The organism is Nocardia amamiensis NBRC 102102 (assembly GCF_001612745.1).
GTDB lineage: Bacteria > Actinomycetota > Actinomycetes > Mycobacteriales > Mycobacteriaceae > Nocardia > Nocardia amamiensis.
The window spans coordinates 1-19,247 of the sequence record NZ_BDBA01000072.1 but is presented as its reverse complement, the minus strand read 5'-3'; the positions used below and the strand labels follow the sequence as shown (position 1 = coordinate 19,247).

Sequence of the window (19,247 nt, the reverse complement as noted above, 5' to 3'; positions counted from 1 at the left end):
TTCCTGTCGAAGCGAAGTCCGCGTAACCCTACCCAGAACTCGAACGCTTGTGCGATTTCTGACCGCCGATAAGCGAGCGGAACCGGTGGCTCTTGGCTAGAACGCGGGCTCCGTCCGAGCGGGCTCGGGAAACACCTCCGTGCCCGCCGGACTCGAACGGGACGTCCTCGCCCGCGATTATCGGGAGCCACCCGACCGCGGGCGCTCCCGATAGATCCCGGATGCGGGTTGGCGGGCTACTCCGGGACGGGCTTAAACTCCTGTATTCCCTGCATTATCGAGCCCTCGCCGCCGAAGGTGATGTTGGATCCCGACACGACCATGCCCTCGATATGGAAATGCTGCTGGATCAGCTCGCGGGCCTCAGTGTTGACCACATCCCCCGCGCCGGGTTCACCGGCCTGGGGCGCGACCTCCTCCAACTCCAGTGCGAGATCCAACGCGATGTTGCGGACCTGGTCCAGGATTCCCACGAAAACTGCCTGCGAGAAGCTGTACTTCACCCCGAGGCACGCGAAGTGTGACGCGACTCCAGCCTTGCCCTGCGAGATCAGCGAGTTGTAGTAACCGACCACCTCGCCCGGCCAGGAGAAATAAGTCGTCTTCCGTCCAGCCGCGACTTCCAGCTCGGCGACGGAAGCGAGGAACGACTGGTTGAAAAAGACTTCCGCCAGCGACTCATCGAAGCCGGTCCTGGCTACGGCGTGGTCGGTCAATGTCGTTCCACCCATACCGATGTAGTTGCCCAGCGGGGCAGTCGGGAACGGTCCCCGGTAGGACGGCAGTACGTCATGATCGGGTCGGTAGCCGACCAATTCGCTGTTCACCCACGGCAGCAGCGTGTCCCGTGCTCCGGTGCGCGTCGCGAGAACCTTCAGTCGGCGCAGCAGGACCGGAACCGGTCCCGCGCCCTGTGCTTCCTCGATCACCGTCTCCAGCAGCGTCAAAGCCATCGTCAGTTCGCCGCCGGAAGACCCAGATGCGCGGTGACCAACGCCCACACCGTCGTCACAACGGTCGAGGTCACCTGCTGGCGGACCTCATCGAGCCAGGACTGGACCTCCGGCCCCGGCGCGTCCTCTACCTCGCCATCCTGATCGAGTGCATCCGAGAGCGCCTCGATCTGTGCTGGAGACAGCCCGGCTCTGCTGAGATCCTGCATCAGCTGGCCACGGTTTGTCGCCGCGGTCGTGTTCAGGGTCTGGTTCACCGCCCCGCTGCTGCCGAACGCGACGTTGGAGCCGTTCATGCTCACATCGCTGATATGGAAATTGTTGGTACTGATCGCCGTTCCTCTCATGAAGGTGAAGCACCACCCCACCGGCCAGGCGAGGCTGACGAACAGACGCACGACCAGACCCGTTCATCCGGCGTGCACCGAATCCGGACAAGCATCCCACCGCCGGCCGACACACACGGCCCCACGTGAACCTTGAGGAACTGTGGTTCTCAGGTCCATAGGCGATCACGTGCTCTGTGGACAAGTGCATTCGACGATCCGCGCGGTATCCTCGGCAACGAGTAGTCGATCAGCCGCTGGCCGCGGGCCGGGCAAAGAACCCTGTGGGGTCCCGTCCCGTCCGATGGCGCAGAGTATTTCGTCGTGCTGCTGGCTCTGGGCCGGGCAATCCACAGATCACACGTGCGGAGCCCAGCCATGTCGCATAGCCCCTGTTCAGAATGCCCGTGGTCCTCGACGGATCAGCGGTTGCGCCCTCATGTTCTAGCTTCCCGCGCTGTGAATACGAGTGAGGTACCTGCACCTTCCGACAACCCCGAATCGACGCCACCGGTAGCGAGTTCGGTGCGGAAGCAGCTTTGGCGGTGGACCCGGAAAGCGTGGAATGTATTCGGGATGATCGGTGGTTTTCTGGGCAGCGTGGTCGGCGGAATCGAACTGCTGAAATGGTTGCTCGGCGGATGAGAGACCACTGAGGAACATAGGCGACTCCACCACCATGGACCGTGTCGATCTCCAGCGGCTCTCGTGTTGGTCGGTCGATATGCGGGACGACTTTCCGCGCCTTCTGCGGATCAGGAGACGCCTACGACATCTCGGCTGCGCGATAGTCGGCTGCTTTCACCTCACCATGCACGACGGCGAGGCTGACCCCGACGCCGCGGGCGATCTCGCGCAGGGATTGGCCTTCGGCGCGGCGGGCGAGGATGGCGCGGCGTTTGTCGTCGTCGATGACGGTGGGTCGTCCGCCTTTGCGGCCACGGCGGGCGGCGGCGTCGAGTCCGTCGCGGGTCTTGCGGACGATGTCGCGGCGCCGGTCCTCGGCCAGGGCGAGGGCCAGGTCGAGGATGAGGCTGCGCTCGGTGTGCTCGCCCGCGGCGATCCCGTGCAGGATCTTCACCGCCACGCCTTGCTGGAACAGGTCGTTGAGGACGATCAGCCCTTCCAGGAGGTTGCGGCCGAGTCGATCGGCTTCTTGGACGGTGAGCATGTCGCCGGGCCGCATGTAGTCCAGCGCGGCCTGCAGGCCCGGCCGGTCAGCGACCTTCAGCTTGCCGCTGACCTTCTCCTCGAACACCTTCACACAGATCGGGTCGAGGTCGTCGTGCTGGCGCGCGGTCTCCTGTCGACTCGTGGACACCCGGACCAGACCAACCAACGCCATGACAACCCCTCCGACTGTTCAGGAAACGCGTTCGAGAACCAGGTGTGAGAGTACCTATTTCCGAACGGGTTTCCGAACACCCGGTCCTGCGAGTGCGCTGTGACTGTCAGTGTTCGAAGTCGACTTCAGCGATGTTCGAAGTCCTGTTCAACCGCACGTCAACGTGCGCGTTTACACCACAGAACGCCGCGGGCGCGGTCGAGGCGGTCGTCGGCGCGCGGCGGGGGAAAGATCGGGCGGCATCGACACCAACGCCTCTGCGCTCAGGGCAGTGCGGATCGAGGCTGTGCTCCACTGCTTTATGGGCGGCTGGGGTCACCTCCGTCGAGGAAAAGTTGAGCAACTCTCGCCATCTCATCGAAGTCCCACCAGGACGGAGGCTCCGTCTTGAGGAGCCACTGTCGGCCTGATTCGCCGTATTCATGCAACCAGAACTCGGCTACCTCGCCACCTGAGGTGATGCCGCGGGCGCTATGCCCCAGCCCGGTTTTCCAGAACCAGTACTGCTCGGTCCGTCCTGCGTGCGCGTGACGGAAGTTCGTCGAAACATGGTGCTTTTTCATCAACGCGGCGAACTCTCGCCCTGCGAGAGCGATCTCTCTGGCGTGCTCGCTCCGCGACTCTTCGACATCGCTAAGCCGACGCAGAGCATCCTCGAACGCACTCATACGAGCGAGTATGAGCGCGCTCTCTGGTCGCCGTGGCGTCTTCGTCTGCGCGCTGGATGGAAGCAGCGCGTCGTATTCGGCGAGATCCGGTGCGGGGCGCTCGATCTTCTCGGTGGCGCGCAGTTTGAAGGGGGGTCACTTCGCCGTGGATGACGGCGACGCTGACGCCGACTCCGCACGAGATCTCTCGGGCTCCGCGTTGGCTGGCGCGCTTTGGTCGTGCTCACGCAGCAGCCGCATCACCGTCGCCGGTGAGGGGTGCTGGCCCTTCTTCTTGCCTTTGGTGATCACCAGGCGTGCGGCGATGTCGCGCAGGCTGTGGTTGTTCTCGCGCAGATGCAGCGCCATGGTGAGCATCGCCTCGTCTGCCACGGCGGCGCCGCCGATGGATTTACCGCGCTGGCGGGCGGATTCGTGGCCTTCGAGGGTGCGGTCGCGGACATACTCACGTTCCATCCCCGACAAGGCGGCCAGCACGGTGAACACCACTCCGGACGGGTCGTGGGAACCCTGGAGTTCCCCGGTGAGGAATTCCAGGCCGATGCCGGCGGCCTTGAGCTGTTCGGCCAGGGCGGCGAGTTCGATGCCGCGCCCGAGGCGTTTGTGTTCGTGCACGACCAGGGTTACCGCGGCGCCGGAGGCGCGGATCTCGCGCGCCAGCGCGACGGCGCGATCGAGCTCGGGGCGGGTGAGGGCCCGGGTGGAAATCTTCTCGGAGAAGATCCGCCCGATCCCGGCCGCGCGCAGGGAATCGAGTTGGGTGTCCAGGGATTGGCGCACGGTGGAGGCGCGGGCGTAGCCGATGCGCACGTGCCCGCCCGATTCGGTGACCGCGGCGGCCGGGCGCGGCAGCTCGGCCCACGTCGATCCCGGTTTGCGCAGCGCCGGGGTGGCGACGGTGAGCGCTTTCGCGAGCGCGGGCACGAGGCGGAACCGTGCGGTGTGGTACTGGATGGCGACCTTGCCCTTGCCGGTCCGGCACGGCGACCCGGCCGGGGCGGCGCAGCTCGACATCGGGCAGTCGTGGGCCTCCACGCGGAGGAAATCGTCGTCACTCACCCGGAAAGTGTTTCATAGGTGTGTTTCGCAGCGACGGACATTTGCAACATCCTATGAAACACCGAATGTCCTGGATGCGCGTCGCGCCGTCGACTGTTTCATAGGTGATCACCCGTGAAACACTGCGTGCGCTCGCATCGCGGTTGCGCATCTTATTCGGGCAGCATCGAGATAAAATATTCACCGCTGACCGCAATAGATAATGCTAGTCTGGTCTCAACAACGTGTGTGCCCTCGGATGGCACAAGATCGAGATGAGGGCACGTATGACCACAGCGGCCATCGACAACGGAATGACGCCGATCGAAGCGCGCTGCGACGCCGAAGGCGGTCTCACCGTCGCGACGCTCAAAGAGCTGCGTGACTGCATCGGCAGGGGCAAGCTCGGCAAGTGGGTGCTCGGTGAGATCGCCGATGCCCTCGAGGAGCACCGGCTCGGCTACTTCCCCACCGAGGTACTCGTTCCCGAAACCAACCCCGAACCGCGCCAGTGGCAGGAAGTCTGGGTCTATCGCAAGGACAACAGTCCTTTGGCGCGGGTGGTCGACACCATCCTCGATCCCGGCCGCCCCGAGCTCGTTCGCGCCACCCTGGCCTCGATCCGCATCGATGACGAGGCCGGGCTGACCGCCGAACAGAAAATCGAGCGCATCCGCGCCATCGTTGGATAGCCCGGCTGCCCGCCACCGCGCCGGGCCGCGCTGATGGGCGGTCACAGATCCAGCCGAGCACGCAGCTGCGTCACGTCGTCTGGGGTGTACAGCTCGGCGGCTGTGTCGCGAAGCCCTGCCTCCTGGGCGTATTCGGTGAGCACGGCGGCGACCTCGTCGCGATGGTGGCCGTAGAGGGTCAGCACGGCTTCGGTTTCGGCGCGGGTGCGCACGAATCCCGGGGGCATGCCCACGGTCCGGATCAGCATTTCCCGGGTGCGGGCGTGGTTGGCCGGGCTGGGATCGCGGCCGGTCAGGAACGCCAGGACCTGGCGGGCGGTGTCGGGATCGTTGCGCACGGCGTGCTCGAGCTCGGTGACCACCGCCGCGAACTCCTCGGGTCGGCGCAGATGCCGCGCTGCGGGAAACCGCACCCGGGCCTGCGGCCTTCTGGGGATCGCCGGCGGGTCTCCGGGATAGACCGGCTCGGCACCCGGCGGGACCAGCAGCCCGGCGAGGGTTCCCTGTGGACGCAGGCGCCGGTGGGCGGCCAGGTCCAGCGCGACGGCGGCCGCGATGAGCAGGTCTTCTTGTTGGGGCCATGCCAGCCGTTCGTAGGGCTGCCATATGCGGATCCCGGCGCGCGGGCGCAGTTCGGCGATCTCCCACACCTGGGCCAGGGTGCGGGCAGAGTCTTTGCGCACCGCGGCGGCCGACAGGCTCAGCTCGTCGAGCAGGGTGCGCAGCAGCCGGAACCACACGCCCGCGTGCACCCGCCGTCCCGGCAATTTCACCGCGCCGGCGGGGTCGGCGGCGGTTCGGGTGGGGTGAGGCGTCGCGCCCGAACCTTGGTGTGGCGCTGGGTGTTACGTCGAGCCTTGCGGCTGGCGGCGGTCGCGGTGTCGGTGATCGTGCGCATCTGCTCGACCATCGAGAACAGGGCGTTCTCGTCGATCTCGGCGCGACCCTGCTCACGCAGGCGCGCCACCGCGGCGCTGTGCTCCCACACGCTGATCGCCGGTCTCGACCAGGTGCGATACGGCACCTCCAGGTATTCACCGGTCTCGGGGTGCAACGCCCAGATGCGGGAGATGTCGCGAGGATCGCGGCGCAGCACGAACCGGGCCAGGTGCTCGCGCTGGGCGATCAACGGGCGCAACACATCCGCGTAGTACTGCACGTGGTCGACGGTGAACCCGGTGCGGGTAAGGCTGCGGCGGATCACCGGCAGGAAATCGACCAGGAACGCGGTCTCGTTGGTCACCGCCGCCGGCGTGCCCGCCGCGGCGGCCCGCTCCGCCCACACCCCCGCCGGAGTCCGCCCGCCCAGGCCCTCGTGCGGTTCGCCGTGGTAGCAGGCGACCGCCAGCGTCATCCACCGCTGCAATTCGGTCAAAGTCAGAACGGCTTTCGCGTCGCTGTCGTAGCGGCCGCGTTCCTGCACGTTGGAGAAGGTGGTGCCGGGCAGCTCGTGCACCATCGTCATCATGGTGCCGATCAGCCGCTCGATCACCCCACCGAAATGCGGCTGCCCCAGCGGCCGATAGCCGACCTCGATACCGTGCTGGTCACAGCCTCGGCGTAGGGCCTCGCTCTTGAACTCGGTGGCGTTGTCCACATACAGCTGCACCGGCTTCCCGCTCATCGGCCACGCCGCCTCGACCTTGAGGCGTTCCAGCCAGGGGCGTTTGTCGATCGCCATGTGTGCCAAGCACAGTCCTACCGAGGTCGCCGACGGCGCGTCCAGGGTGATCACCAATCCCGGCACGCATCGTGTGGCCTCGTCGATCGCCGCGGTCACATACGGGCGCCCGATCGGCAGCCGATGCACGTCGTCGACCACGATGACATCAGCGGGGGTGTGGTCGATCTGGACCCGCTCGAGCAGTCCTTCCACCGGTGGGGTGGCACCGCCGGCCGCGCGCCGCGCGCGGGCCGCGTCGGCACCTTGGCGGGCGGCGGTGGCCTTGACCGGGTCCAACCGGCGGATCCGGCGCATGACCGTCGACCGTGACGGCGGGGTGAGTCCGGCCATCCGGCATTCGCGGCCGATCTCGCGCAGGATCACGGCCACGGACCGCTTTTGCCTGCTCAGATACCGCGTCCGCAGAACCTTGCGGACGATCTCCTCGACCTCGTCGGGCAGCCGGGCCCGGCCGCGGCCGCCAGATGAGCGGCGCGGCAACAAGTCCGACGCCAGCCCCTCGCCCGCACGCCAGCGCGCGACCAGCGCGTATACCTGCCGTTGGGTCACACCGAGCTTGTCAGCGGCCTGGTCGGCGGCCGCGACGCTCACCCGATCCGATTCCGCCAGTGGGCCGATGACCTTCGCCCGCGCCACCGCGGTCTGCCATCGCGTTTCGTCGGCGGTCAGAACACCGCGTTCGGGCAACGATGCGTTCCCTGTCATCCCGCTACCCCCGTGCTGAAGACGAGTACGAGCTGAATGAACGGTACTGCCGAGGAGTTCGAGACACGCCGATGACCGCCAGTCCTGTTCAGCCGCACCGATATTCCCAGGTCAGCGCTGAACAGAACTCCGAACATCGATAGTTGCCCCTTGTCCCACCCGGCCGCCGACCCGAGCGTGCTTACTTGCCGTATCCGTCAACGCGCGTCAGGTAGTCCGGGAGCGGCTCAAGCGCGGACCAGAGTTGATCGAAGTGGCGGATGAAGTAACTGACAAAAGTGGGGTCCTCGACGCTGAAGCCGTTCAGCTTCTGCCGGCCGCCACCGGAGAAGGCGAGTAGTGCGACATCGTCATCCATGAGGGCCATGTTGAGCCCGTCACCGGCTTCATTCCATGGCATGACAGTGGCTTCGTAATTGAGGATCTCGGCGGTATCGGAGTAGTGCTGTCGGACCCAACCCAGCATTGCGCTGTCGGCAGTGCCGGCCTTGTGTGGGATGCCGATGATGCGCCGCACCGAGCGTTGACCGCCGTCGTGCTGTTGCGCCCAACCGAGGATCGTGGCGAAGTACTCCGCTGATGCCGGTGCGGTGAAAACCGTTGGTGGATATTGCCGGATGTACGTGACGCGGATCTCGGACGTTGCTCTTCGAGCGAAGTCAGCACCGGCACGGTAGAACTCGGGATTGTCCCTGTACCACGTTGTGCGCACGAGGCTCGTGGTGGTCGCATCGATCGAGAACCCCTCCTGCACTACAGGATTTTCGACAAGGGATCCGCTGGCGACCGTGCCACGCCTTGCCCGCCCGTACCGCTGGGCATCTAGCGCGGCGGCGGGGCTCGCCACCGCTGATGCCACGACGGTTCGATTCTGTTGGCGGTGGTTTCGCCGCAGCAGGCGCGCAGGAATTCTCTGACACGCTCCCATGACGGAAACCGCTGTCCTGCGAGGAGATCTCCGACAGTCGAACGGGCCCGACCCATGTCCTCGGCCAGCGCCTCCATGCTCCGTTCGCCCGTTCTCCGCCTCAACTGCCGTAAGTCTGCGGCGAAATCGCCGACTGGATCGGACTGATCAGGCATTCAAACCGCGTTCCTTGGGCAGATCGGACGACGAATGCCGATAATTGTCGCTTTTTGTCGACGGTTGGACGGCGACTTCGGCGAAGACGAGAACTGTCGCTAGTTGTCGCTGAAGCTGTCGTCCAGGTCTCCTCTACCTCGAACATGGTGGTCACCCACTAGATAGCGGGCCGTTGGTTCTGCCAATACCCGTCCAACAGAGAGGAATTGGACATGACCGATCGACTGTGTCGGAGGTGTGGTGTGATGACTCCCCACGCCGATCCGACCGTGCACATCGCGCCCGATTGCACCGGCCAGCGGCTTGTTGCGCTGACGGTCCGTGCATGCACAGAGTGCGGATGCATCCAGGTGTGCAGAGCCGAGACCAGGGGTCGTCGAAAGGGGCTGATTTCCGCGGACGCAGGAAATGCGGCCTCGACACTGCTCCCATCCGCTCAGCCAGCGTGAGAGTCAGGACGCGATCATGGGATCGAACCCCGCTCCGAAGCCTCCGCTGCTCACCCTGCGCGTCGTAGTCCTGTTGCTCACCTCGGTGCTTGTCAGCGTCGGCACTGGTGTACTCACCCACCTGAGCGGCCAGCCGACGGCGACAGCGGTGTTGGCTGGCGCAGGAGCATTCGCCGCGACGTTAGTAGGCCTTCACGAAATCGTTGACTAACCGTGTACCACTCGCCGTCTCGCGAACGAACGTTGGTGAGACACTTTCGGCCGCAATGAGTTCCCGCAGGACGAAGGTGTAAAGCTTCCCGTGTACGCGGCAATGTCAAGCTGTCGGGGGTTACCGATACGCTGCGCCGCATGCGAATCGGCTACGGGCGCGTGTCAACCACCGACCAGAATCCCGACGCGCAGCGCGACGCGCTGACCGCGGCCGGCTGCGAGCAGACATTCCTCGACAAGGCCTCCGGCAAGCTCGCCGCGCGACCGGAACTCGACAAGGCGCTGCTGGTCGCGAACCGACCCGGAGACCAACTGGTGGTGACCAAGCTGGATCGACTCGGCCGCACCCTCGAGCATCTGATCGAGTTGTCCAAAGATCTCGCCGAGCGTGAGGTGGATCTGGTCGTGCTCGATCAGGGAATCGACACCTCGACCGCGGTCGGGCGCATGTTCTTCCAGATCCTCGGTGCCATCGCCGAATTCGAGCACGCCCTGATGTCGGAGCGCACCCGCGACGGGCTGGCCGCCGCACGCGCCCGCGGACGCACCGGCGGGCAGAAACCGAAACTCGGGCCGCGGCAGGTCTCCCTGGCAAAGCAGATGTACAACGAACTCGACGAACACGGTAAGCGCCGCTACACCGTCGCGCAGATCGCCGCCGAGTTCGGTGTCACCCGACCCACGATCTACCGACATCTCTCGGCCGCCGCCACCTAACAGCGCGAAAACACCGCCACGTAACGCTGCGAGTCACAGGCCTGCGGTTTACCGCCGGGTGCGCTGGCCGAATGAGGTCACCTTTTTCGTGGCTGCCGATGTAGAGCCTCCGGTCCCAGGTGAAGGTCAGGACTGATCCCGAGTTTCGTTGCAGCATTGCGCAGTTCTTGCCGGCGTCGTTTCGGGTCGTGCTGGATGTAGCGAGCGGCAGAACCTGCCCAGACCAGGCAGCATCCGATCAGATAGACACCGATGTCCGGAGTGATCGGATCACTGGGCTCCAGGCGCAATGTGAACGGAGATGTCGGATGCTCCTCAAGATACTGATCGGCCAGCGATCCGCCGGCGTGGGAGTAGCCGCTCAACAGACGGTAGTAGGCGTAGGCATCCGTGCCGACACCGTCGAAGTCCTTGAGCATCCGCTCGACACTCTTTGCTTGAGCCGACGAGGAGGTCAATGCGTCAGGCAGGTCAGCGTGAGCGACGCGATCAGCGAATCCAACCATCGCGGACGAACTCGCTGATCGCAGCGTCTTCGCGAGGTTGCGGCGCTGACGTATTTCCTCGTTGAACAAAGCGACGGCAGCGTCGGCCGACTGAGCGATCCAATGTGCCGTGAGGGCGGTCTCGTAGCAGGCTCGCACGCTGGGCAGAACCAGCACCATCGAGGTGTCCCGTTCGACGAGATCGAGGACTATCTCACCGAGCCGGTGGGTGTGCACGGCGAAAGCCAGCACCACCCCCGCCTTGATGTAGGCGTCGCGATCCTTGACCTTTATGCGTAGTTCATCGTCCTCTATTAGCAACGCATCAAAGTTCGTGATCAGGTTCCGGCTGGTATCCAGATGTTTGCGACCATCGTCCGACAGCATCTGCGCACCCTACCGCTCAGTGCTCTTGCGCCCGTATCACTTCGGGCTGAGTGCATGGCCGCCCCTCTGACCGCCGATACGAGCCGTGAGGTGAACGTTACCGGCGGTCAGAAGTCGAATCAGCCGCCCCTACTTCGCCTCGTCGTCACGTCCCTTCGGAGCGACGGCAAGGACTCCTCCGAAGACGATGGCGCCCGCCTCCCATCCTCCGAGAAGGACTACGGGCAGCGCGAGGCCGCCGGCAACGAGCAGGCCCGCGGCAAAGCGACGCCAGCGGCGGACCGACTTACTGGGTTTATCCTCGGGTCTTTCCAACGGTACTGTCATTAGGTCTCCTGTTCCCGGCAAGGGAGTTGAGGCGTAAGGCCCTGAGTCCCTCCAACGGCTCAGGGCCTTCTTACGTTCGACCGCCCGACGGGTCTGCGCCCCACTCGATTCGGTCAAGAACAGTCTTCGCGACAGCGAATAGCCGTACAAAGCCAGATGGCAACACTTAGATTTGGTGCATGAGCAGGGGGCCGGGGACTCGGCAACGCGAGATCCTCCGAAGACTTCAACTGGTGCGCTGCAAGCATCTGCCCGACCTGTGGCATGCATTGCGCGGCGAACCGGATAAGCCCTGGCCTGACCCTACGTATTCGGGCTGTTTCGCCAGAGAATTCGGCCAGCGCCTGAGCCTCTATGGCCACGGCACTCCCCGCAGCGTAAGGGTCGCGTACAGGCGAGCCGCAATGTCGTTGCAGGCCAGCGGGCGAGTGGAAGTGCGGTACCTCGAGGGCGGGGCACCGGCCAGAATCTTCGTGCGGTTGCCGGTGACGGAGAGGGAGAAGATCGCAGCTCGAGGCCTGCGACGCCGAATCGCTACCTATCACGCGAGCTATAGGCCCACCCCCTACGAAGCCTTTATGAAACTCGGCGAGCGAGACCGCGAGCTCGAGAGGGCGCAGAATCGGGAACTCCTGAAGGTCCTGAACTACCTCTGGGGCATTGATCGATACCCCCCAGAGGAAAACGTGCCGCCTCAGGCGGCGAGGATCCTTCAGCAAGGACTTTCTGGCTTCCCCACACCTCGGCGTGGCTTCCGAAGCTGACCCGGCCGCAGCGACGACATGCGGATGGTCAGTCGCCACCACGCGGGCGTAGCGCGTAGGCGGGCACCAGCTGGTCGCGCATCCGCAGCGGCTCCCGGCCATCGGCGTAGCGCAACCCATCGCACCTCACGCGTTGCGGGCGTAATCCGCTGCGCGATTGCATGTTCCATAGACAGATGTGATCTAATATCGACGCCCCCTGAAGAAATCCTCCGATCACCCCGAACGGAGCTTCTTGGGCATGTTCGAAATCGCATTGCTCGCCGCGTTCTGCTTCATCAGCTACCTCGGCCTGTGTGCCTTGGTCGTAATACGTACCGGTAGCACTCGCGGTCTGTCGCACGTGGCAGACGCTGTTCGCGCTCTGCGTGACCTCCTCACTGTCCGTCGCTGACATACATGCAGCACCGCATTCTGCTGTATTGGACCTACAGGCCCAAGCCTTGCCCGCTGCCGCGAGATGGCCCAAGTGACGGAATGTCCCGGTAGGGACCGGGCTCCCAGTTGCGCGTCGCCCTGGCCTGGCGGCGCGGTGACTTCTTCGCCGCGGCCGCCGTTTCCGGCTTCGCGGGGCGTTCGAGGCGCTCCAGTTCTGTCCGGGCGCGGTCCTCGAGATCCCGATCAGGTCCGATCAGCTTGTTGCGACGCTGCTGTTCATCGAGCGCAGCCTCCAGCTCGGCGCTGCTCTTGTCAGCGCGGACGATCGCCTCAGCGCGTTCCTTCGCGTACTTGCGGTCGGTGGCGGCCGCGGTGTCGAGCTCGGCGGCGCTGCGGCGGGGATCGTCTGCTTCGGCGAGGAACTGCGACCAGCGGTGTTTCGGCTCGCTTATTTCCCGCGCGGCGGCATCGACAGCTTCCTGTACGGGGTTCTGGCGTTCGTCGTGGGCTTTGAGCTGTTTCTCCAGCTCCGCGATCCGGCGACTGGCTTTGCGGCGGGCGAGGACCTGTAACGTATTGGCCTCGTGGAGTTTCCGCCGTTCTGCCATCAGCGCGACGCCGATTCGGGACCGTTCCTGCTTCAGCTCGGCGAGCTCGACGTCGAGTTTTTGCGCGCGGCGTATCGCTTCGGCTTGCTCGGTGCGGCGCTGCTGGGCCTGTCGGGCTTCGGCGACGGCCTGGCCGGTTTTGTCGCCGGTCAGTGCGGGGGCGGTGCGGTCGATCATCACCTGGTTGCGCAGCTGCTCGACCTCCCGCGCCAGCTTGGTGTCCGTCATCCGCCGCAGCTTGTTGCCGCGCAGCTCGTCGAGCGCCGCACCGAACGCGCTGGTCTTGTCGTCGCTGCGTTCGTCTAGCTCAGGCGCTAGACGCCACCGCAGCGCCGCGGCGGGCTGATCGACCGGCAACGCCCGCTCGTAGACCGCGGCCCGCACCGCCGCGGGCACGTCCACACCGGTCGCGGCCGCCCGCGACAGCTCCGCGGCCAGCGCCGGCCAGTAGGGGTCCGTGGTGATCTTCGGATCCAGGCTGTCGGCCAATGGTTTCCAGCGGCGTACGTCGAGGGCCTGGTCGCCGAGCACGGCGGCCGCGCGCCGGTCGAGATCCAGTTGCACACTCCGCGCGGTGATCTCCCGCACCGCGGGCCCGGTGCGGCGGCGATCGTTGTCAGCGATCCCGCGCGCAGCCCGCCACACCGCGAGCTCCCCGAGCAGCAGTGGGTCGGTGCCGACCAACGGTCGCGCCCACATCGGCGCCGTCTTCTCCGTCCAGGCCCGCGCCTGCTCGACAACTTTCGCAGCCAGGGACTGCACCTGGATCTCGCGCGCAGCCAACGCCGTTCCGTACTCCGGATCGGCGCGCAGCGCCGCGGGCACGGTCGGAAGCCACAGCAGTGGTCCATGCCCGACCCGGTGGCCGATGCGCCAGTCCAGCACCGCCGCCCGGTCGTGCGCGGTGTCGAGCTCTCGCGCGGCCACTGCATTGGTCAGGATCGCCACTGGATCGTCGCCCTGGGCGGCGCGCAGTGAGAGGTGTTGCCGCAGTGTGGGGTAGGCGGGTTCGTCGGTGAGGCCGGGGACCAGGCGCTCAGCGGTGGCGTCGATGTCTTCGCGTGCCCGGGTGCCGAGGAGATGTTCGGCGACGACGGCGATCGAGTCGGCGTACGCGCCGGCCGAGTCCCGCAGCCGCGTATGCGGATCCCGTGCTGCGCGTTCGGCGGTGGTCGCCGAGATCTGGCCGCCCTGACGGTTCAGCGCCTCGGTCAGGATGTCGAGGTAGGTCGGCGGATGTGCCGCGTCGATCGTGTAGGCCGCGGGCCCGGCCGGATCCAGGCCGGTTTCGATGTAGATGTGGTTCGCCGATCGGCCGCGCGTGAGCACCACGTAGACCTGGCCGCGGTGCGCGCGGCGGGTCATCAGCCCGTGGCAGGTGTCGACGGTCAGTCCCTGGCTGGAGTCGATGGTGCTCGCATAGCCCAGCTGCACATGCTCCTGGACGTAGTCGGCGTCCAGCGTGGCCAGGCGCCCGGAAAGGGTGTGCGCGGCGGTGATCCGGCCGTCGGGATGCACCTCGCGCACGATCCATCGGTAGGAGTTGCGTACGAAGTCGGTCGAGGAGATCCGCACGGCGTAGTTGTTGCGGCGGGTGACGATCGTGTCGCCGACGCTTGCGGCCAAGCCGTCGCTGAGCACCACCTCACGCGCATCATCCGGAAGGGGAGTGCGGGACAGCCGCTGCGCACGGGCCCGCACGTTCAGCTCGCTCACCAGATCCCGGGTCGGCGCGAGCAGCAGCGAGTCCAGGCCCGCAGCGTTGTCGGCGGCCCACGCAGCGAAGGCCTGCTCGGTCACCGATCCGATCGTGCCGACATGGATACGGTCCCGGTCGGCGTAGAACCCGAGGCCGGCGGGATCCCCGTCCCGCACCGCCAGCGACGCGGCCCGCTCACCGGCATCGGCGAACCGCATCACCGTCGTCAAGGTCAGCGCGTCACTGGTGTAGGCGATATCGCGCATCACCCCGCCCGCCGCCACAGACGCCAGCTGCTGGTCGTCGCCGATCGCCCGGATCGACGCACCCCGCCGCAGCAGAAACGCCACAGCCGCATCCAGATTGGCGGTCGCCGCCTTCGCCGCCTCATCGAGGATGACCAGCGTGCGCTCATCGATGCTCCGCACCCACTCCGGCGCATCCAGCTCGTCCAGCACACCGGACTCCAGATCGGCGGCCACCGCGACCAGCAGGTCGATCGTGGACGCGCTCACCCCCGCCTCCTGCTCGAGCACCCCCGCCGCGGCCGACGTCGGCGCCAGCCCGATCACCGAGCCGCCCTCGACCCGCCACGCCCGCACCAACACCTGCATCGCCGTTGTCTTGCCCGTGCCGGCCGGGGCGATCGCCACCTGCAGCCGAGCCCCGGAGGTCGCGAACGCCTGCACGAGGGCACGCTGACCCGGATTCAGCCGCTGCCCCCGGTTGTTCGCGGCGTACTCGACTTCAGCGAGCTCGACCGCGGCCGCCGATATGGCGCGACCGCCATACTGGGTGCTCACCTCGAGCAGCCGCTGCTCGGCCGCCAGCACCTGCGGCGAGGTATACAGCGTGGAGCCGGCGGTCACGTACACGCTCGTGCCGTCACGGCGAGCCAGCACACCCGGTGCCGCGATGGTGTCGTGCACACCACGCGGGATCGAAATCGGCTCCCCCAGCGCGGTATCGACCACGCGCTCGACAATCTCATCCAACTGTGCGACGTCGATGCGCCGGCGCGGGAATCTCTGTGGGTGTAGGCGGCCGCGATGATCCCCTCGGTCTCCACCTGGCGCACACCGCCGTTGCCCAGCCGGGTGAACAAAGCGTGCTTCTCCAGGTACGCCAGCGCGTCCCTGATCGCGGCAAGATGTGCCACTTCGATCTTCTCGGCGACCTCGCGCGGCGCCACCGCCCACAACGCACTGACGCTCTTGCAGGGAGAGAACGTCAGATCGACCGCCGCCAACGCCACTTTCGGCGGCCGCAGATTCCGCGAGATCCACCCCGACAACTCGGTATCGGTCTTCGGCGGCCGGTCGTGCTCTGCGCCGAACATCCGCAACGCGACCTCGGTGCGGATGCGCTCGAGCACCCTCTCCGGCACCTTCGCATCGCGCGGATTGCCCTGCTCGATGTTCCAGGCCTCGACCGCAACCGCGCACTCACTCCGGAAATCCGGTCGCTCACGGTACCGGTAGAACGGTCGCCCCAGCCGGGTCAGCTCACGGATCACCCACGGCTGCGTCACGCCGCCGGCCTTCAACCGCGCGGTGATCGCCGCGGCATCCGGATGCAGGCCCTCACCGAACAGTGCGGCCATCTGTGCCTCGGTGATGGCGTCACCGGCCTCGATCCCGGCGAACGCGACCAGCCCGGACCCGATCCACCGCCCCGGCGCCTCGCCCTTCGCCTCGTAATAGTCCGCCAGCGTGGCGCGTCCGCGATCGTCGCCGTCGCCCACAGCAATGCAGCGGGCGTAGTACAGATAGCCTTCGCCCGCGGCCAGCTTGTGCAGCGTCATGACCACACAATCCAAGGTACGCAAACGCTCAGCAGCAATGAATGTATGAGGTTTGCGGAGTTGTTGCTGAATAGTGCTGTGCGCTGGTGAATTTGGAGCTAGGGGAAAGTTGTCGAACAGAGTTGGTGATGATGGTGCACGGACAGCAAGTGTGGGTGAGGGTACTTCGGAGCAGGTTGCTTCGGGGCGATCCGCAACCCGATCGGGCACTTGCCCAACGACGAGATGGAACTGGACGAGCAGTCCGCACTGGAGCGGTTGTGCGCGCTGATCCTGCTGGCGCGCTGGATCGAGGAAGCCGACCTGGAGACCGTCTAGTTGTCGCGCGGTCGCCGCGGCATCTTGCCGGTACGCCAATATTCGCCCATAGCGGCATAGGTTTCGGGCTGGAACATGGGTTCGGGGCGGAGCTGAAACTGCACGCCCCGAACCTCGACGACGGTGAAGAGACTGTAGTGGCGGCGTGCGAGAAGCCGTACGTCGCCGGGACGCAGGACCGTGGTCATGTCGTCATCGGCCGCGGCATCGACCAGGTATTCGACGACCTCGTCGTCGGTGGGCGTGACGCCACACCAGGACAGCACGTACCCGCCGTCGTGAAGGACGGGCCATAGACGGAACGCGAGGCATTCGCCCAGCGGGCCGGGGTTGTCACAGAGCACGCTCATAACCCGCCCGAGAACCTCGTATGAGTGCGCGTCGTGCCGCCGTTCCCGGGTCTCGCTCTCAGCTGTTGTCATGCTGCGCGATCTTCCTCGCCCCGCCCGGCAACATCGGGACGGCACGCCGTTCTTCTACTTCCTCGCCGCCCGGTGCGCGCGCACGCGGCAGGCGCCCGAACAGAACCGGCGCGGCCTGCCGGTACCCGGCTGCGTGATCGCCCCGTCGCACACCGCGCACCGGGTGGTGTCTCGCAGAACCGACGTCGCAGCAGGGTGCGCGGGAGCCGGTAACGGAGCGGCTCCCGCAGCAGGTGCGGCCATGACGGTCGGAGGCTGTAACGAAACTCCTTGAGGGGGCGGCTGTGCGACTGGACGCTCACTGCGTGGTGGCACAGCAGCCAAAGGCCGGTGGCGCTTCTCTGGAGCCGGAACGCTGCACGCGCCTTCCAACGCCCGCGGCGCGCTCAAGGTCCCCGAACTCCCTTCCACGCCTGTCGACGCGCTCATGGGCCTGCTAGGAGTCTCGTTCAAGTCCTCCAGCTCGATCGTGATGCGCGGGTTGGCGCGGTCGACCTCGACGCGCTGGCGAGTCTCGACGACATGCGCGGCATCATCGTCAGGAAGCACACCAGCGACGGTCAGCGCGTCCAGGGCGGCCTTGAGAAACGGCCCCAGACCGTCGCTGTCGCGCCTACGAGCATCGGGGGCATACCAGGTCACCCGCACACTCACGCGGTCCAGACGCAGCCCTCGCGGCAACTGCTGGCGAGCCGCCCACCCGACCTGCTCGGCGACCTCCGACTTGGCCTTGCGCACCCGAGTCCAGTGCGCGCGCCGCTGGTCGTTGGCCGTCATCGGCGGTCGGCGCATCGCCACCGTAATCACATACACACCAGCCCGGCAGTCTGCACCATCGTGCATTCGGACTACCGGGCTGCCGGTGACACCAGATCCCATGGGAACCTCCCTATTTCACGTCGCCGTGGGGCGAGGCGGTCGCGGCCGGGTCCTTCGACGTCGACCGCCGCCGACCTCGCCGCGCAGGCTTCCCCTCCTCAGGTTCGTCCTGGCGACCGGTGATCTCATAGGCTTGGCGCACCACGCCCTGCCAATAGTTCTGCACCTCACGGACTTCCGCCCGGTGCTCCTCATCGATCTTGTGCAGCGCGGTCCGGTGCTTCTCGGCCTCGCGGTTGAGCCTGTTCGTCAGCTCCGCGACCTGCTCGCGCAGATCGGTGACCTGATCGCGCAGGCTCTCGGCCTCTCCTTCGGCCCGTGTCTGCGCCTTGACGGCCGCGTTGATGCGCTCCTCCGCCCGGCGCTCGATCTCGTTGACCCGCTGCTCCACGGACTCCGCCGCAGCTTCGGCATTCCGCTCGGCGGCCTCGGCACGCTCGCGCTGGTTCTCAGCTTCGGCCAGAGCAGCATCGCGCTCGGCTTTGGCAGCAGCGACGGCCTGGGCGGCCTCAGCGCGGGCCTCGTCACGTTCGGCGGCCATCCGCACCCTCTCATCGGCGTGCTTGGCAGCGCGCTCCTCAGCCGCGCGCATTTTTTCCTCGGCCACCCGGACCTTGCTGTTAGCGTCCACCAACGCCTCGTCGGCGCTCTCCAGGACCTGGATCACCTCGCGCTCTGCTGCACCGGCCGTGCCCGCAGCCTCCACGGCCGCATGGATTTCCGGCGCGATGGACTCCGCCGCGCGAGCGATTACAGACGCCGCCTGGGTGAACTGCTCCACCAGGGCGGCGAGACGGGTCACCGATGCGGTGACCGGATGCTTCGGCTCCTCGGCCTCGCGCGCCTCTGCAACGTCGACGACAGCGGTCCGACCCTCCCGTTTTTCTTCCAGGGAAGAAACGGAAGAAACGGAAGGGGCGGCAGTGGCCGGAGTTGTAACGAAACCCCTCTCTTGGGAGGCAGGGGAGGGGGCGGAAGATACGGTCGCTTCAGCCGGACGAATCATTGCAGCAGCGTTGAATCCGTGCAGCTCACGGGCTTTTGCGGCATTTTTTCCGTTGTGGAGGACGCCGTCGACGACCTCATTGCAGTACTTCGGGCGGCGGCCGTGCAGGGACTTCGCGAAAACCGGTCGCCCGCAGAGGTGCCCCTCGTTGTCCATCACGAATTCGCAGATCCCGACCTGCTCCCCAACCGGAACACGCTCGGACAGCGGTGTACGCCGTTCGTCGGTCATGATGTCGCGCCTTTCATGTCAGCCTCTCGTCTGGTACCCTCTCACCCTATCAGAAAAATACCCGG

Annotated in this window: 18 protein-coding genes and 1 pseudogene; 3 read left to right on the top strand and 16 right to left on the bottom strand. The window is 66.2% G+C overall.

The genetic code is table 11. The annotated features are described in order from the left end of the window. Window positions 1–236 precede the first annotated feature (236 nt). The 5 genes from NA4_RS15470 to NA4_RS15450 form a co-directional block, all read right to left on the bottom strand. Complete coding sequence (locus NA4_RS15470) at window positions 237–953, bottom strand: AbiTii domain-containing protein (RefSeq protein WP_067470328.1); 717 nt, start codon at window positions 951–953, stop codon at window positions 237–239. A 2-nt stretch (window positions 954–955) separates the two neighbouring features. Continuing rightward, window positions 956–1,351, bottom strand: a complete 396-nt coding sequence (locus tag NA4_RS15465; protein WP_067470327.1) for a hypothetical protein — start codon at window positions 1,349–1,351, stop codon at window positions 956–958. 694 nt (window positions 1,352–2,045) lie between these two features. After that, window positions 2,046–2,624 carry a recombinase family protein gene (locus NA4_RS15460; RefSeq protein ID WP_067470326.1) on the bottom strand — a complete coding sequence of 193 codons (579 nt, stop codon included), beginning with the start codon at window positions 2,622–2,624 and terminating at the stop codon, window positions 2,046–2,048. Between the two features lie 299 nt (window positions 2,625–2,923). Continuing rightward, a complete protein-coding gene (locus NA4_RS15455; RefSeq protein ID WP_067470325.1) occupies window positions 2,924–3,292 on the bottom strand; it encodes a hypothetical protein in 369 nt (122 codons plus the stop codon). A 135-nt stretch (window positions 3,293–3,427) separates the two neighbouring features. Then, a complete protein-coding gene (locus NA4_RS15450; RefSeq protein WP_218022301.1) occupies window positions 3,428–4,351 on the bottom strand; it encodes a recombinase family protein in 924 nt (307 codons plus the stop codon). Between the two features lie 266 nt (window positions 4,352–4,617). Between NA4_RS15450 and NA4_RS15445 the strand changes: the two genes are divergently transcribed. After that, on the top strand, window positions 4,618–5,022 hold the full coding sequence (locus NA4_RS15445; protein WP_157129030.1) for a hypothetical protein: 405 nt from the start codon (window positions 4,618–4,620) through the stop codon (window positions 5,020–5,022). Window positions 5,023–5,063: 41 nt separating this feature from the next. On the opposite strand, the gene NA4_RS15440 is transcribed toward NA4_RS15445, so the two are convergent. The 4 genes from NA4_RS15440 to NA4_RS43670 form a co-directional block, all read right to left on the bottom strand. Beyond that, window positions 5,064–5,795, bottom strand: a complete 732-nt coding sequence (locus NA4_RS15440; protein WP_067470324.1) for a hypothetical protein — start codon at window positions 5,793–5,795, stop codon at window positions 5,064–5,066. Then, window positions 5,792–7,411 (bottom strand): TnsB C-terminal domain-containing protein, encoded by a 1,620-nt coding sequence (locus tag NA4_RS15435; protein ID WP_067470323.1) that lies wholly within the window; start codon window positions 7,409–7,411, stop codon window positions 5,792–5,794. Before NA4_RS15435 ends, NA4_RS15440 begins: the two co-directional genes overlap by 4 nt. A 181-nt stretch (window positions 7,412–7,592) precedes the next feature. After that, entirely contained in the window at window positions 7,593–8,165 is a 573-nt protein-coding gene (locus NA4_RS15430) for a hypothetical protein (protein ID WP_067470322.1), read from the bottom strand. A gap of 68 nt (window positions 8,166–8,233) precedes the next feature. Further along, complete coding sequence (locus tag NA4_RS43670) at window positions 8,234–8,494, bottom strand: helix-turn-helix domain-containing protein (protein WP_084497116.1); 261 nt, start codon at window positions 8,492–8,494, stop codon at window positions 8,234–8,236. Between the two features lie 801 nt (window positions 8,495–9,295). Between NA4_RS43670 and NA4_RS15420 the strand changes: the two genes are divergently transcribed. Further along, complete coding sequence (locus NA4_RS15420) at window positions 9,296–9,874, top strand: recombinase family protein (RefSeq protein WP_067470320.1); 579 nt, start codon at window positions 9,296–9,298, stop codon at window positions 9,872–9,874. Between the two features lie 77 nt (window positions 9,875–9,951). Here the strand turns inward: NA4_RS15420 and NA4_RS15415 are convergent, their stop codons facing one another. The 4 genes from NA4_RS15415 to mobF all read right to left on the bottom strand — a co-directional run bounded on the left by NA4_RS15415 (window position 9,952) and on the right by mobF (window position 16,326). Continuing rightward, the gene (locus NA4_RS15415) at window positions 9,952–10,746 is read right to left on the bottom strand and encodes a hypothetical protein (RefSeq protein WP_067470319.1); all 795 of its coding nucleotides are present in this window, start codon (window positions 10,744–10,746) and stop codon (window positions 9,952–9,954) included. 129 nt (window positions 10,747–10,875) lie between these two features. After that, window positions 10,876–11,073, bottom strand: coding sequence for a hypothetical protein (locus tag NA4_RS40405; RefSeq protein WP_157129029.1), 198 nt, complete (start codon window positions 11,071–11,073; stop codon window positions 10,876–10,878). A gap of 1,192 nt (window positions 11,074–12,265) precedes the next feature. Further along, the gene (locus NA4_RS15400) at window positions 12,266–15,496 is read right to left on the bottom strand and encodes an AAA family ATPase (protein ID WP_169811046.1); all 3,231 of its coding nucleotides are present in this window, start codon (window positions 15,494–15,496) and stop codon (window positions 12,266–12,268) included. Beyond that, window positions 15,388–16,326 carry a MobF family relaxase gene (mobF, locus tag NA4_RS15395; RefSeq protein ID WP_067470315.1) on the bottom strand — a complete coding sequence of 313 codons (939 nt, stop codon included), beginning with the start codon at window positions 16,324–16,326 and terminating at the stop codon, window positions 15,388–15,390. The genes NA4_RS15400 and mobF overlap by 109 nt, the downstream gene beginning before the upstream one ends. A 177-nt stretch (window positions 16,327–16,503) precedes the next feature. On the opposite strand from mobF, the pseudogene NA4_RS40400 reads away from it, so the two are divergent. Beyond that, window positions 16,504–16,644 (top strand): annotated as a pseudogene (locus NA4_RS40400) (TIGR02391 family protein); the annotation flags it as partial. On the opposite strand, the gene NA4_RS15390 reads toward NA4_RS40400, so the two are convergent. The 3 genes from NA4_RS15390 to NA4_RS40395 all read right to left on the bottom strand — a co-directional run bounded on the left by NA4_RS15390 (window position 16,641) and on the right by NA4_RS40395 (window position 19,182). Next, window positions 16,641–17,066 (bottom strand): hypothetical protein, encoded by a 426-nt coding sequence (locus tag NA4_RS15390; RefSeq protein ID WP_157129027.1) that lies wholly within the window; start codon window positions 17,064–17,066, stop codon window positions 16,641–16,643. The pseudogene NA4_RS40400 and the gene NA4_RS15390 sit on opposite strands and share 4 nt — an antisense overlap. Window positions 17,067–17,120: 54 nt before the next feature. Beyond that, window positions 17,121–17,864 carry a RusA family crossover junction endodeoxyribonuclease gene (locus tag NA4_RS41925; protein WP_174552950.1) on the bottom strand — a complete coding sequence of 248 codons (744 nt, stop codon included), beginning with the start codon at window positions 17,862–17,864 and terminating at the stop codon, window positions 17,121–17,123. Between the two features lie 91 nt (window positions 17,865–17,955). Continuing rightward, the gene (locus tag NA4_RS40395; RefSeq protein WP_157129026.1) at window positions 17,956–19,182 is read right to left on the bottom strand and encodes a coiled-coil domain-containing protein; all 1,227 of its coding nucleotides are present in this window, start codon (window positions 19,180–19,182) and stop codon (window positions 17,956–17,958) included. Window positions 19,183–19,247: the final 65 nt, after the last annotated feature.